The organism is Streptomyces sp. NPDC006925 (assembly GCF_042869575.1).
GTDB lineage: Bacteria > Actinomycetota > Actinomycetes > Streptomycetales > Streptomycetaceae > Streptomyces.
Genome location: NZ_JBIAGB010000024.1, coordinates 20,536 through 35,547 on the forward strand (window position 1 = coordinate 20,536; position 15,012 = coordinate 35,547).

Below are 15,012 nucleotides of genomic sequence, written 5' to 3' on the forward strand. Positions count from 1 at the left end.
CGTGTCCCGGCCCTCCCCGCGACCCCGTTCAGACCATTGACACACGACCCTGAGAGGGATTGACGAGAGTGCTCGACGTCAACTTCTTCGACGAACTGCGAATCGGCCTGGCCACCGCTGACGACATCCGTCAGTGGTCGCACGGCGAGGTCAAGAAGCCGGAGACCATCAACTACCGCACCCTCAAGCCCGAGAAGGACGGACTCTTCTGCGAGAAGATCTTCGGTCCGACCCGGGACTGGGAGTGCTACTGCGGCAAGTACAAGCGCGTGCGCTTCAAGGGCATCATCTGCGAGCGCTGCGGCGTCGAGGTGACCCGCGCCAAGGTGCGCCGTGAGCGGATGGGCCACATCGAGCTCGCCGCGCCCGTGACCCACATCTGGTACTTCAAGGGCGTTCCCTCGCGGCTGGGCTACCTGCTCGACCTGGCCCCGAAGGACCTGGAGAAGGTCATCTACTTCGCGGCGTACATGATCACGTACGTCGACGAGGAGCGCCGCACCCGCGACCTGCCCTCCCTGGAGGCGCACGTCGGTGTGGAGCGCCAGCACATCGAGCAGCGCCGGGACTCCGACCTGGAGGCCCGCGCCAAGAAGCAGGAAGGCGACCTGGCCGAGCTGGAGGCCGAGGGCGCCAAGGCCGACGTGCGCCGCAAGGTGCGCGAGGGCGCCGAGCGCGAGATGAAGCAGATCCGCGACCGCGCCCAGCGTGAGCTGGACCGGCTGGACGAGGTCTGGAACCGCTTCAAGAACCTCAAGGTGCAGGACCTGGAGGGCGACGAGCTGCTCTACCGCGAGCTGCGCGACCGCTTCGGGACCTACTTCGACGGCTCCATGGGCGCTGCCGCGCTGCAGAAGCGGCTGGAGACCTTCGACCTGGACGAGGAGGCTGAGCGGCTCCGCGAGATCATCCGCACCGGCAAGGGGCAGAAGAAGACCCGCGCGCTCAAGCGGCTCAAGGTCGTCTCCGCGTTCCTGCAGACCAGCAACAGCCCCAAGGGCATGGTGCTGGACTGCGTGCCGGTCATCCCGCCGGACCTGCGTCCGATGGTGCAGCTGGACGGTGGCCGGTTCGCCACCTCCGACCTGAACGACCTGTACCGCCGGGTGATCAACCGGAACAACCGCCTGAAGCGGCTTCTCGACCTCGGTGCGCCCGAGATCATCGTCAACAACGAGAAGCGGATGCTCCAGGAGGCCGTCGACGCGCTGTTCGACAACGGCCGCCGCGGCCGTCCGGTCACCGGTCCGGGCAACCGCCCGCTCAAGTCGCTGTCCGACATGCTCAAGGGCAAGCAGGGCCGCTTCCGGCAGAACCTGCTGGGCAAGCGTGTCGACTACTCGGCCCGTTCGGTCATCGTCGTCGGCCCGCAGCTCAAGCTGCACCAGTGCGGGCTGCCCAAGGCGATGGCGCTGGAGCTGTTCAAGCCGTTCGTGATGAAGCGGCTGGTGGACCTCAACCACGCGCAGAACATCAAGAGCGCCAAGCGCATGGTCGAGCGCGGCCGCACGGTCGTCTACGACGTGCTGGAAGAGGTCATCGCGGAGCACCCGGTGCTGCTCAACCGCGCACCGACCCTGCACCGTCTCGGCATCCAGGCGTTCGAGCCGCAGCTGGTCGAGGGCAAGGCCATTCAGATTCACCCGCTCGTGTGCACCGCGTTCAACGCGGACTTCGACGGTGACCAGATGGCCGTGCACCTGCCGCTGTCCGCGGAGGCGCAGGCCGAGGCCCGCATCCTGATGCTGTCCTCGAACAACATCCTCAAGCCGGCCGACGGCCGGCCGGTGACGATGCCGACGCAGGACATGGTCCTGGGCCTGTTCTTCCTCACCACGGACGAGGAGCAGCGCGTCACCAAGGGCGACGGCCGCTCGTTCAACTCCACCGCGGAAGCGATCATGGCGTTCGACGCCGGGGAGCTGTCGCTCCAGGCGAAGATCGACATCCGCTTCCCGGTCGGCACCACTCCGCCGCTGGGCTGGGCCCCGCCGGCGCCGGAGGAGGGCGAGCCGGAATGGCAGCCCGGTGACCCGTTCCGGCTGCACACCTCTCTGGGCCGGGCGCTCTTCAACGAGCTGCTGCCCGAGGAGTACCCGTTCGTCGACTACACCGTGGGCAAGAAGCAGCTCTCCCAGATCGTCAACGACCTGGCCGAGCGCTACCCCAAGGTCGTCGTCGCCGCGGCGCTGGACAACCTGAAGTCGGCCGGTTACTTCTGGGCGACCCGCTCGGGTGTCACCATCGCGATCACGGACGTCGTCGTCCCGGACGCCAAGCCGGAGATCATCGCCGGTTACGAGGCGCAGGACGAGAAGGTCCAGAAGCAGTACGAGCGCGGTCTGATCACCAAGGACGAGCGCACGCAGGAGCTCATCGCCATTTGGACCAAGGCGACCAACGAGGTCTCCGAGGCGATGAACGAGAACTTCCCGAAGACGAACCCGATCTTCATGATGGTGGACTCGGGCGCCCGAGGGAACATGATGCAGATGCGTCAGATCGCGGGTATGCGCGGTCTGGTCTCCAACGCCAAGAACGAGACCATCCCGCGTCCCATCAAGGCGTCCTTCCGCGAGGGCCTCTCCGTGCTGGAGTACTTCATCTCCACGCACGGTGCCCGTAAGGGCCTCGCCGACACGGCGCTGCGTACGGCGGACTCGGGTTACCTCACCCGGCGTCTGGTGGACGTCTCGCAGGACGTGATCATCCGCGAGGAGGACTGCGGGACCGACCGCGGCCTCAAGCTGTCCATCGCCTCCAAGGGCGAGGACGGTGTGCTGCGCAAGGCGGAGGACGTCGAGACCAGCGTGTACGCGCGCTGCCTCGCCGAGGACATCGTCGTCGACGGCATGGTGCTGGCCCCGGCCGGTACCGACCTGGGCGACGTGCTCATCGACGAGCTGGTCCGGCACGGCATCGAGACCGTCAAGACCCGCTCGATCCTCACCTGCGAGTCGCACGTGGGCACCTGCGCCATGTGCTACGGCCGCTCGCTGGCCACCGGCAAGCTGGTCGACATCGGCGAGGCCGTCGGCATCATCGCGGCCCAGTCGATCGGTGAGCCCGGCACCCAGCTGACGATGCGTACCTTCCACACCGGTGGTGTGGCCGGTGACGACATCACCCAGGGTCTGCCGCGTGTGGTCGAGCTGTTCGAGGCCCGGACGCCCAAGGGCGTCGCGCCGATCTCCGAGTCGGCCGGCCGGGCGCGGATCGAGGAGACGGAGAAGACCAAGAAGGTCATCGTCACCCCGGACGACGGCTCGGACGAGACCTCCTACGCGGTCTCCAAGCGCGCCCGCCTCCTGGTGGGCGAGGGCGACCACGTCTCCGTCGGCCAGCGGCTGACCGTCGGTACGGAGAACCCGCACGACGTGCTCCGTATCCTCGGCCAGCGCGCGGTCCAGGTGCACCTGGTGGGCGAGGTCCAGAAGGTCTACAACTCGCAGGGTGTGTCGATCCACGACAAGCACATCGAGATCATCATCCGGCAGATGCTGCGCCGGGTGACGATCATCGAGTCCGGCGACGCCGAGCTGCTGCCCGGCGAGCTGGTGGAGCGCACCAAGTTCGAGGGCGAGAACCGGCGCGTGGTGCAGGAGGGCGGCCACCCGGCCTCCGGCCGTCCGCAGCTCATGGGCATCACCAAGGCGTCGCTGGCCACCGAGTCGTGGCTGTCGGCGGCGTCCTTCCAGGAGACGACCAGGGTTCTGACCGACGCGGCGATCAACGCCAAGTCGGACTCCCTGATCGGCCTCAAGGAGAACGTCATCATCGGTAAGCTCATCCCGGCCGGTACGGGCCTGTCCCGCTACCGCAACATCCGGGTCGAGCCCACCGAGGAGGCGAAGGCCGCGATGTACTCGGCCGTCGGTTACGACGACATCGACTACTCGCCCTTCGGCACCGGCTCCGGCCAGGCGGTCCCGCTGGAGGACTACGACTACGGGCCGTACAACGCCTGAGTCGCCTGCGCCCGAGTCACCGCCGGATACGGCGGATGACGGAGGTATCCGCCGCGGGGCGGTCACCCGAGAGGGGTGGCCGCCCCGCGGTCGTTTCCGGACCTGTCCGGTCGTCTCGCGGGTCCCCGCGTCCGACTGCCGGGTCCCGCTGCGTGCCCCGTGCCTGCCCGCACCGCCCGCGCCCGCGGTATCGGCAGGGGCTGAACCGTCCGCGGACCGCCCGCGTCATGGATGATGGAGGGGACGGTAAGCGAGCTGGGAGGTGGGGGCCGGTGGCGTACGGACCGTGGAATGCCCGGGGTGTGCCGGGCCAGGGGCAGCAGCCCGGTCTTGTCCCGAGTCAGGGCCACAGTCCGGGGGTTTTTCCGGCCCAGGGCCAGCAGGTGGGCCAGATGCGCGCGGCGCACACGGACCGGGAGCGGGCGATCGACGTGCTGAAGGCCGGCTTCACCGAGGGCCGGCTGGGGCAGGAGGAGTACGAGCAGCGGCTGGCCCGCGCCTCGCACGCGCAGACGTACGGGGAGCTCAACATGCTCATCGCGGATCTGCCGCAGGGGCCGGTCCCGATGCCGTCCCAGCAGCCCGCCTATCCGGCGGTGCCGCGCACCTTCCTGCCGCCGCCCCCGCCGAGCACCAACGGTTCGGCGATCGGCGCGCTGGTCTGCGGGGTGCTGACGCCGATGTACGGGCTGACGGCGATCCCCGCGGTGATCCTCGGGCACAAGGCGCGGGCGGAGATCCGCAGGACGGGGGAGCAGGGTGCGGGTCTGGCGATGGCGGGTCTGGTGCTCGGCTGGGTGGCCATCGGGGTGTTCCTGGCCATCGTCTTCGGGGTGATCCTGGCGACAGCCTGACGGGTCGCGGAGCCGTCGGCGGGCCGGTGCGGGGTGCAGCGGTACGGCGCGTCGGCCCCAGGGGCGGCCCGGTGCCCTTCTTCTCGCAGGTCGGGGGCGCTATCGTGGCCGCCCCATTTGTTTTGACCCCAGCCCATGAGGTAGGTACCCTCAATTCCTGTGCCTGGGGTGTCCCCTGCGCTGTTGTCCCCCCGCGAACGCGGTGACGGTGCGCGCAGCAGGTGATACCGGGATCTGCATGCTTCTCACCATGGAGAAGTCTTCCGCCCTCAGCGGGGATCTGCAGTCTTCGACACACCCGACCTCGTGGGTCGGGTATGGCCCAGGTTAGCTTTACCGAGACTGGCACACAGAAACCGGAGAAACGGTGCCTACGATCCAGCAGCTGGTCCGCAAGGGCCGGCAGGACAAGGTCGAGAAGAACAAGACGCCCGCACTGGAGGGTTCGCCCCAGCGCCGCGGCGTCTGCACGCGTGTTTTCACGACCACCCCGAAGAAGCCGAACTCGGCCCTGCGCAAGGTCGCCCGTGTGCGCCTGACCAGCGGGATCGAGGTGACCGCCTACATTCCGGGTGAGGGTCACAACCTGCAGGAGCACTCCATCGTGCTCGTGCGCGGTGGCCGTGTGAAGGACCTGCCGGGTGTTCGCTACAAGATCATCCGCGGCTCCCTCGACACGCAGGGCGTCAAGAACCGCAAGCAGGCTCGCAGCCGCTACGGCGCCAAGAAGGAGAAGTAAGAATGCCTCGTAAGGGCCCCGCCCCGAAGCGCCCGGTCATCATCGACCCGGTCTACGGCTCTCCTCTGGTGACCTCCCTCATCAACAAGGTGCTGCTGAACGGCAAGCGCTCCACCGCCGAGCGCATCGTCTACGGCGCCATGGAGGGGCTGCGCGAGAAGACCGGCAACGACCCGGTCATCACGCTGAAGCGCGCGCTGGAGAACGTCAAGCCGACCCTCGAGGTCCGCTCCCGCCGCGTCGGTGGCGCCACCTACCAGGTTCCGGTCGAGGTCCGCCCCGGCCGTTCCTCCACGCTCGCGCTCCGCTGGATCGTGGGGTACTCCCGCGCCCGCCGCGAGAAGACCATGACCGAGCGTCTGATGAACGAGCTGCTCGATGCCTCCAACGGGCTCGGCGCCGCCGTGAAGAAGCGCGAGGACACGCACAAGATGGCCGAGTCCAACAAGGCCTTCGCGCACTACCGCTGGTAGTCGCTACCCCCATCGAGACCGAGAGAAGACTGAAGCCTTATGGCTACCACTTCACTTGACCTTGCCAAGGTCCGCAACATCGGGATCATGGCGCACATCGACGCGGGCAAGACGACGACCACCGAGCGGATCCTCTTCTACACCGGTCGCAGCTACAAGATCGGTGAGGTCCACGACGGCGCTGCCACGATGGACTGGATGGAGCAGGAGCAGGAGCGCGGCATCACGATCACGTCGGCCGCGACGACCACTCACTGGCCGCTCAACGGCGTCGACTACACCATCAACATCATCGACACCCCGGGCCACGTCGACTTCACCGTCGAGGTGGAGCGTGCGCTGCGCGTGCTCGACGGTGCCGTGACGGTGTTCGACGGTGTCGCCGGTGTGGAGCCGCAGTCCGAGACGGTCTGGCGGCAGGCCGACCGCTACGGCGTTCCGCGCATCTGCTTCGTCAACAAGCTCGACCGCACCGGCGCCGAGTTCCACCGCTGCGTGGACATGATCGTGGACCGCCTCGGCGCGGTGCCGCTGGTCATGCAGCTGCCGATCGGCACCGAGGCGGACTTCAAGGGCGTCGTCGACCTGGTGTCGATGAAGGCCCTCGTCTGGTCGCCCGAGGCGAAGATGGGCGAGATGTACGACACCGTCGACATCCCGGACACCCACGCCGAGGCGGCCGAGGAGTGGCGCGGCAAGCTGCTCGAGGCCGTCGCGGAGAACGACGAGGAGATGATGGAGCTGTACCTGGAGGGCGAGGAGCCCACCCAGGAGCAGCTCATGGCGGCGATCCGCCGCGTCACCCTCGCCTCCACCGGCGCCGAGGGCACCACCACGGTCACCCCGGTGTTCTGCGGTACCGCGTTCAAGAACAAGGGCGTGCAGCCCCTGCTCGACGCGATCGCCCGCTACCTGCCGGCCCCGATCGACGTCGAGGCCGTCGAGGGGCAGTCCCCCAAGGACGCCGACGAGGTCATCACGCGTCGGCCCTCCGAGGAGGAGCCGATGTCGGCGCTCGCGTTCAAGATCGCCAGCGACCCGCACCTGGGCAAGCTGACCTTCCTGCGCGTCTACTCGGGCCGGCTGCACACCGGTACCCAGGTCCTGAACTCGGTGAAGGGCCGCAAGGAGCGCATCGGCAAGATCTACCGGATGCACGCGAACAAGCGTGAGGAGATCGAGTCGGTGGGTGCCGGCGACATCGTCGCCGTCATGGGTCTGAAGCAGACCACCACCGGTGAGACCCTCAGCGACGCGAGCAGCCCGGTGATCCTGGAGTCGATGGACTTCCCGGCCCCGGTCATCGAGGTCGCCATCGAGCCCAAGTCGAAGGGCGACCAGGAGAAGCTGGGCGTCGCGATCCAGCGGCTGGCCGAGGAGGACCCGTCCTTCCAGGTCAAGACCAACGAGGACACCGGCCAGACGATCATCGCCGGTATGGGCGAACTGCACCTCGACGTGCTGGTCGACCGTATGAAGCGCGAGTTCCGGGTCGAGGCCAACGTCGGTAAGCCGCAGGTGGCCTACCGCGAGTCGCTCCGCAAGAAGGTCGAGAAGGTCGACTACACCCACAAGAAGCAGACCGGTGGTTCCGGTCAGTTCGCGAAGGTGCAGATCGCCGTCGAGCCGCTTGAGGGCGACGGGTACGAGTTCGTCAACCAGGTCACCGGTGGCCGTATCCCGCGGGAGTACATCCCGTCCGTGGACGCGGGCTGCCAGGAGGCCATGGAGTTCGGTGTGCTGGCGGGCTACCCGCTGACCGGTGTCCGCGTGACGCTGCTCGACGGTGCCTTCCACGACGTCGACTCCTCCGAGATGGCGTTCAAGATCGCCGGTTCCATGGCGTTCAAGGAGGCCGCCCGGAAGGCGAGCCCGGCCCTGCTGGAGCCGCTGATGAAGGTCGAGGTGACGACGCCCGAGGACTACATGGGCGACGTGATCGGTGACATCAACTCGCGGCGCGGCCAGGTCCAGTCGATGGAGGAGCGGGGCAACGCGAAGCTCGTCACCGGCCTGGTACCGCTGTCGGAGATGTTCGGCTACGTCGGAGACCTGCGCAGCAAGACCTCCGGCCGTGCGACCTACTCCATGCAGTTCGACTCCTACGGTGAGGTTCCCAAGAACGTCGCCGAGGAGATCATCGCGAAGGCCAAGGGCGAGTAACCCACTCGTCCGGGGGCGAGGAGGACACCCGTCCTCACCCCTTAGGCTGGAGCAAAGGCATTCGGGGCACTCCGGTACAGATCGCTCGGTCGCCGATGCGGACTGTGCCGGGGCGCCCCGGCCGCCGGCCCATCCAAGCGAACAGGTCAAGGGCATCCCCCTCGGGGTCCTGACCGGTTCGGTACGACCACCTGAACCCCTCCGCAAAATGTGGAGGGTGTACAGCACCAGTCCACAGGAGGACCCCAGTGGCGAAGGCGAAGTTCGAGCGGACTAAGCCGCACGTCAACATCGGCACCATCGGTCACATCGACCACGGCAAGACCACTCTTACCGCGGCGATCACCAAGGTGCTGCACGACGCGTACCCTGAGCTGAACCAGGCTTCGGCCTTCGAGAACATCGACAAGGCGCCGGAAGAGCGCCAGCGCGGTATCACCATCTCCATCGCGCACGTCGAGTACCAGACGGAGAACCGTCACTACGCCCACGTCGACTGCCCGGGTCACGCGGACTACATCAAGAACATGATCACCGGTGCCGCCCAGATGGACGGCGCCATCCTCGTGGTCGCCGCCACCGACGGCCCGATGCCGCAGACCAAGGAGCACGTGCTCCTGGCCCGCCAGGTCGGCGTTCCGTACATCGTCGTCGCCCTGAACAAGGCCGACATGGTGGACGACGAGGAGATCATGGAGCTCGTCGAGCTCGAGGTCCGTGAGCTGCTCTCGGAGTACGAGTTCCCGGGCGACGAGGTTCCGGTCGTCAAGGTCTCCGCGCTCAAGGCGCTGGAGGGCGACAAGGAGTGGGGCGAGTCCGTCGTCAAGCTCATGGCGGCCGTCGACGAGGCCATCCCGGCCCCGGAGCGCGACACCGACAAGCCGTTCCTGATGCCGATCGAGGACGTCTTCACCATCACCGGCCGCGGCACGGTCGTCACCGGCCGTATCGAGCGCGGTGTGCTGAAGGTCAACGAGAACGTCGACATCATCGGCATCAAGGACACCAAGACCTCGACCACGGTCACCGGCATCGAGATGTTCCGGAAGCTGCTGGACGAGGGCCAGGCCGGTGAGAACGTCGGTCTGCTGCTCCGCGGCATCAAGCGCGAGGACGTCGAGCGCGGCCAGGTCATCATCAAGCCGGGCTCGGTCACCCCGCACACGGAGTTCGAGGCGCAGGCGTACATCCTGTCGAAGGACGAGGGCGGCCGCCACACCCCGTTCTTCAACAACTACCGCCCGCAGTTCTACTTCCGCACCACCGACGTGACCGGCGTGGTGACCCTCCCCGAGGGCACCGAGATGGTCATGCCGGGCGACAACACCGAGATGAGCGTCCAGCTCATCCAGCCCGTCGCCATGGAAGAGGGCCTCAAGTTCGCCATCCGCGAGGGTGGCCGCACCGTGGGCGCCGGCCAGGTCACCAAGATCTCCAAGTGACCTCGCCGCGCCGGGTCCGCCCGGCGCATCCCGGCTTCGGCTGACAGTCGGCTCCGGCCGGCGTATCGGCTTCGGCTGAGGAGAGGGCCCGTACGGCAGTACTGCCGTACGGGCCCTCTCGCATGCGCGGACCGCGGGACGGACGGTGCTCGCGGAGGGCCCGTGGGCAGCCGTCGAAACGCCGTCCCGCCCGGATCAGGGGTAGGAGACCACCGTGGACGGCGTGGTCGAGGTCCCGGAGGTGGGCGAGCCGGTCTCGTTGATGACGCGCTCGTACTGGCCCTTGCCGCCCAGCGAGACCACCAGCACGTCGTGGAACTTCACCCCGGAGATGTGCGGGGCGGCGAAGCCGTGGTGCTGGACGATCGTCGGATCGACGTTGTAGTAGCAGTAGCTGCCCAGGCCCCACGCCTCGTGCGAGGTGACCGAGTCGGCGACCTTGTAGGCGGCGTAACCCTTGATCGAACCGTTCTGGATCGCGGCCTGGTTCGGCGCGTCGTACGCCTTCTCGTTCTGGAAGAAGATCGTGCGGCCGCGCTGGCCGTTCCACTGCAGGTCGTACTTGTTGAAGTGCTCCACGAACAGCCCGGTGGCCAGCACGTCGTCGCCGTTGACGACCACGCCGTAGTCGGCCCGGTTCGTCTCCCAGCCGACGCCGGTGCCATGGTCGGCCCGCCACACCCAGGTGTGGTCGACGATGGTGTGCCGACTGTTGACGACGATGCTGGTTGTGGCCTTGCCCGCGCCGCTGCCGCCGATGCGGACGAACACGTCCTGCACCGTGATCGGGTTCGCCGAGTGGTCCGCCGAGGCGCCCCGCGGCCCGACCTCCACCAGCGTCTCGGAGTTGGTGGGCCCGGCGTCGACCAGGAACCCGGCCAGGCGCACCCCGTCGACGTCGGCGACCCGCACCGCGGTGGCGCCCCCGTCGGGCACCAGCGTCGCGTAGCCCAGGCCCAGCACGACCGTCCCGGCCCGGTCCACCTTCAGCGGCTGGTCGAGGTGATAGACGCCCGGGGTGAGCAGCAGGTGCAGCCCCTGGCCGAGCGCCTGGTCGAGGGTGGCCGCCGAGTCGCCGGGCCGTGCCACGTAGAACTGGGACAGCGGCAGCGAGGTGCCGCGCGGGGTGCCGTTGCCCCAGGTCACGCCGCGCGCCGCGGTCCGCTTCTCCGGTAGGAAGACCCGGTAGTCGGCGCCGTCGAGGTAGAGGAACGGCTTCTCGCGGGAGATCGGCGTCGTGTTCAGTGTGGTGTAGGGCGGGTCGGGGAAGCTCTGCCCCGGAGCGCCCTCGACGCCGGAGAAGACCATGTTCCAGACGCCGTTGAGCCAGCCGCCCACCGCGCTGTCGCGGGTGTACCACTGCTGCTGGGAGTACGGTCCGACCTGGCCGTCGATCCGGCTGTCGGCGATGTAGCCGCCGCTGGCCCAGCCGTAGCCGGCCGGGGAGAGGTTGAGGCCGCCGCGGACGTGCATCCGGCGGAACGGCGCGGCCTGCGCGACGGCCCACCGGTTGGTGCCGCTGACCGGGACGAGCGCGAGGTTCTCCGCCGAGCGCCAGAAGTTCTGGGTCGCGTTCCCGTCGAACCATCCGGCGTCCACGGTCACGTCGCCGTTGATGGTGGTGTCGTCGGGGGACAGGCCCAGCCCCGCGATCGAGGTGTAGAAGCCGAGCTGCGCGTTGAGTCCGTGGTAGGTGCCGGGTTTGAACAGCAGCGCGTAGCGGCCGCTGCCGAACTGTGCGGACTCCTGCTGCCGGAAGATCTCGTCCAGCTTCGCCTGGATACCGGGCGTCGAGGGATCGAACACGATGACGTTGGGGCCGAGATCGCCGCCGCCGGGCAGGTCCTGGGCGCCGTCGGTGCCCGTCGGCCGCGGACGCTGTGCCGGGGCGGCCGAGGCGGGTGCGGACAGGCCGACGAATGCCGTGGGTACGGCTGCCGCGGCGGCCCCGAGAACCGTACGGCGGCCGGGGGCGGGGCGATCGGCGGAAGTGTCGGAGGAACGGGCGGCGGAACTCTCGGAGGAACTGTCGGAGGAACTGTCGGAGGAAGGGGACATGGGCGCTTCTCCTTGTTCATCAGATGAACGATGGGGGGTGAGGGAGCGCTCTCTCGCCGCTGAATGGTTCATCCGTGTGTACAGGACGTCAAGGGTTGTGACGGAATGCAGGCGCGTTCGGACGGGCGCCGGTTGTCGCCCATGTGGGTGCCGCGGGCGTGGAGTTCGGTGCTGACCTGTAGGAACGTGGGGGAGGGGCGACTGCGCCGCAATGTGCGGAGCGGGCTAGCTGTTGATCCTTTGGTTCACTTCCTTGACACCTCCGCCGCGTGCCTCAACACTCCGGAACGGGAGAGCGCTTTCCGATCCATCGGCGCGGCGGTCCGCTCGCCGCGCCGCCCCCCACCCCTCACTTTCAGGAGGGCTCCATGGCACGGAGATCGACGTACCGCTCGGGAACGCTGCTCGTGATCGCGTTACTGCTGGCGGCACTCGGCGCGACCGGGACGGCGTCCGCGTCCGCGACCGGGTCCGCGTCCGCGTCCGGGACGAGGGCCGGGACTGCGACCAAAGCCGGGTCCGCGTCCGGGAGCAAGGCCGGGACCAGGGCCGGGACCAGGGCCGGGACCGCGTCCGGGGCCGGAATCGCCGCAGCACAGCCGCCCCATCGCTACTTCCACGAGTTCCAGGCCAACTGCGCGGTCAGCCACACCGGTCCGGACGATCCGATCGTCTTCCCCGGGCAGCCCGGCGCGTCCCACAACCACACCTTCATGGGCAACACCACGACCGACGCCGACAGCACCGTCGCCTCCCTCGACGCGGGCGGCACCACCTGCAAGGCGCCCGGCGACAAGTCGGCCTACTGGATGCCCACCCTCTTCGACGGCGACTGGCCGGTACTGCCCGTCGGCCCCCAGACCATCTACTACAAGGCCGGTGTCACCGACTACACCAGCGTCCACCCCTTCCCCAAGGGGCTGCGGTTCGTCGTGGGCAGCCCGGCGCAGAGCCCGCAGGACTTCCGCGACCACCCCGGGTACGTCGAGGGCTGGGAGTGCGGGGACAGCTACTTCAACACCGAGTTCCCCACCGACTGCCCCGACCGCTCCGACGTGCAGCTCAACATCCGCCTCCAGGCCCCGAGCTGCTGGGACGGCTCCTCCCTCGACTCCGCCGACCACCGCAGCCACATGGCCTATCCGGTGGTCAAGGAGGGCACGAACGACAACGTCTGCCCCGCCGACCACCCGGTCGCGCTGCCGATGATCGAGTTCAAGATGGCCTTCCCCGTCAATGGAGACCTCTCCGCCGCGCGGCTGGCCAGCGGCCCCAGCTACTCGTTCCACTACGACTTCTTCAACGCCTGGGACGACGCCACCCTCGACGCCCTGGTCGACCACTGCATCGTCGGCGGCCTCCAGTGCGACGCACGCGGCTACGACCAGACGCATCCAGAGGAAGGCGCGGCCCTGAACGAGGACTACGAACTGCCCGCGGGGGTGGCCGCACCATGACCGGACCCCGCACCCGCACCCGCCGGGCGGCGCCTCTCGCCCGCCGGATCGTCCCGCCCCCTGGCGTCCGTCGCCGCGTCGAGGCGTCGCTCGTCCGCCGTCTCGTCCCGGCACCTCTCGTCCGCCGTCTCGCGGCGCCCCTGGTCGCCGGGGCGCTGGCCGCCGGAGCGCTCGCGCTGCCCGCGCAGCCGGCGCAGGCCGCGGGCAGCGTCGTCGAGGTGACCGGCAGCCAGGGCGACTGGCAGTTGACCGTGGACGGCAGCCCCTACCAGGTCAAGGGCCTCACCTGGGGGCCCGCCGCCTCCGACGCCGGGAAGTATCTGCCCGACCTGCGCTCCATGGGCGTCAACACGATCCGCACCTGGGGCACCGACGCCACCAGCAAGCCGCTGCTGGACGCGGCCGCGGCCAACGACATCAAGGTCGTCGCCGGATTCTGGCTCCAGCCCGGCGGCGGCCCCGGCAGCGGCGGCTGCGTGGACTACGTGACCGACGACGGCTACAAGAGCAGCACGCTGGAGGAGTTCACCAGCTGGGTCGACGCGTACAAGGACCACCCCGGCGTGCTCATGTGGAACGTCGGCAACGAGTCCGTGCTCGGGCTGCAGAACTGCTACAGCGGCAACGCGCTCGAAGAGCAGCGCGACGCCTACACCTCCTTCGTCAACGACGTCGCCGTGCGCATCCACGCCCTCGACCCGGACCACCCCGTCACCTCGACCGACGCGTGGACCGGCGCCTGGCCGTACTACAAGGAGAACGCACCCGATCTGGACCTGTACGCCGTCAACGCCTACCAGGACGTGTGCGGCATCCGGTCCGCCTGGGAACAGGGCGGCTACACCAAGCCCTACCTCGTCACCGAGACCGGCCCGCCCGGCGAGTGGGAGGTCCCCGACGACGCCAACGGCGTCCCCGAGGAACCCACCGACCAGGCCAAGGCCGAGGGTTACACCGAGGCGTGGAACTGCGTGACCGGGCACCGGGGTGTGGCGCTCGGCGCGACGATGTTCCACTACGGCACCGAGTACGACTTCGGCGGCATCTGGTTCAACCTGCTGCCCGCAGGCCAGAAACGGCTCTCCTACTACGCCGTCAAACGGGCCTACGGCGCTGCCACCGACACCGACAACACCCCGCCGGTCATCTCCGCGATGACCGTCGAGGGCGACCCCTCCCAGGTGCCGGCGGGCGGCGAAGTGACCCTGTCGGTACGGGCGACCGACCCGGACGGCGATCCGCTCTCCTACGAGGTGCTCAGCAACAGCAAGTATCTCGACGAGAGCAACCAGCTGACTCCGCTGCCCGCCACCGACCTCGGCGGCGGCCGGCTCCGGGTCACCGCACCCGACCGCCCGGGCGTGTGGAAGATGTACGTCAAGGCCACGGACGGCAGGGGCAACGTCGGAGTGGAGTCCCGCTCCGTGCGCGTCGTCCCGCCGGACGTCGACGGCACCAACGCGGCCCTCGGCGCGCCTGCGACGGCCTCCTCGGAGCAGCAGGGCGGCGGCGACTGCCCCTGCACCGCCGCCGACGCCGTGGACGGCGACCTCACCACCCGCTGGGCGAGCGACTGGAGCGACCCGCAGTGGCTGAGCGTCGACCTCGGTGCCCGCACCGCGTTCCGGCACGTGCAACTCGTCTGGGAGACCTCCCACGCGACGGAGTACACCGTCCAGACCTCCGACGACGGCCGGAACTGGCGCACCGTACGCGAGGTCACCGGAGGCGACGGCGGAGTCGACGACCTCGACGTCTCCGGCACCGGCCGCTACGTCCGTGTCCACGGGACGCAGCGCGGCACCGGCTGGGGCTACTCGCTCTACGAGTTCGGCGTCTACACCTGACGCGGGGCGAC

The 15,012-nt window shown here is 68.8% G+C and carries 9 protein-coding genes; 8 read left to right on the top strand and 1 reads right to left on the bottom strand.

Features of this window, described 5'->3' with window-relative positions; all coding sequences use genetic code 11:
- The first annotated feature begins 68 nt into the window (after positions 1 to 68).
- From ACFYNS_RS25715 to tuf, 6 genes are all read left to right on the top strand, one after another.
- Entirely contained in the window at positions 69 to 3,968 is a 3,900-nt protein-coding gene (locus tag ACFYNS_RS25715; protein ID WP_360293535.1) for a DNA-directed RNA polymerase subunit beta', read from the top strand.
- A 392-nt stretch (positions 3,969 to 4,360) separates the two neighbouring features.
- The gene (locus tag ACFYNS_RS25720) at positions 4,361 to 4,822 is read left to right on the top strand and encodes a DUF1707 and DUF4190 domain-containing protein (protein ID WP_360293538.1); all 462 of its coding nucleotides are present in this window, start codon (positions 4,361 to 4,363) and stop codon (positions 4,820 to 4,822) included.
- 367 nt (positions 4,823 to 5,189) lie between these two features.
- Positions 5,190 to 5,561 carry a 30S ribosomal protein S12 gene (rpsL, locus tag ACFYNS_RS25725; RefSeq protein WP_003948652.1) on the top strand — a complete coding sequence of 124 codons (372 nt, stop codon included), beginning with the start codon at positions 5,190 to 5,192 and terminating at the stop codon, positions 5,559 to 5,561.
- 2 nt (positions 5,562 to 5,563) lie between these two features.
- Positions 5,564 to 6,034 carry a 30S ribosomal protein S7 gene (gene rpsG, locus ACFYNS_RS25730; protein WP_019354980.1) on the top strand — a complete coding sequence of 157 codons (471 nt, stop codon included), beginning with the start codon at positions 5,564 to 5,566 and terminating at the stop codon, positions 6,032 to 6,034.
- A 39-nt stretch (positions 6,035 to 6,073) separates the two neighbouring features.
- Complete coding sequence (gene fusA / locus ACFYNS_RS25735) at positions 6,074 to 8,197, top strand: elongation factor G (protein WP_360293541.1); 2,124 nt, start codon at positions 6,074 to 6,076, stop codon at positions 8,195 to 8,197.
- Positions 8,198 to 8,445: 248 nt separating this feature from the next.
- Positions 8,446 to 9,639 (top strand): elongation factor Tu, encoded by a 1,194-nt coding sequence (gene tuf / locus ACFYNS_RS25740; RefSeq protein ID WP_360293544.1) that lies wholly within the window; start codon positions 8,446 to 8,448, stop codon positions 9,637 to 9,639.
- A gap of 195 nt (positions 9,640 to 9,834) precedes the next feature.
- Here the strand turns inward: tuf and ACFYNS_RS25745 are convergent, their stop codons facing one another.
- Positions 9,835 to 11,697, bottom strand: coding sequence for a coagulation factor 5/8 type domain-containing protein (locus ACFYNS_RS25745; protein ID WP_360293547.1), 1,863 nt, complete (start codon positions 11,695 to 11,697; stop codon positions 9,835 to 9,837).
- A 368-nt stretch (positions 11,698 to 12,065) separates the two neighbouring features.
- Between ACFYNS_RS25745 and ACFYNS_RS25750 the strand changes: the two genes are divergently transcribed.
- Positions 12,066 to 13,154, top strand: a complete 1,089-nt coding sequence (locus ACFYNS_RS25750) for a DUF1996 domain-containing protein (RefSeq protein ID WP_360293549.1) — start codon at positions 12,066 to 12,068, stop codon at positions 13,152 to 13,154.
- A complete protein-coding gene (locus ACFYNS_RS25755) occupies positions 13,151 to 15,001 on the top strand; it encodes a discoidin domain-containing protein (protein WP_360293552.1) in 1,851 nt (616 codons plus the stop codon). Before ACFYNS_RS25750 ends, ACFYNS_RS25755 begins: the two co-directional genes overlap by 4 nt.
- Positions 15,002 to 15,012: the final 11 nt, after the last annotated feature.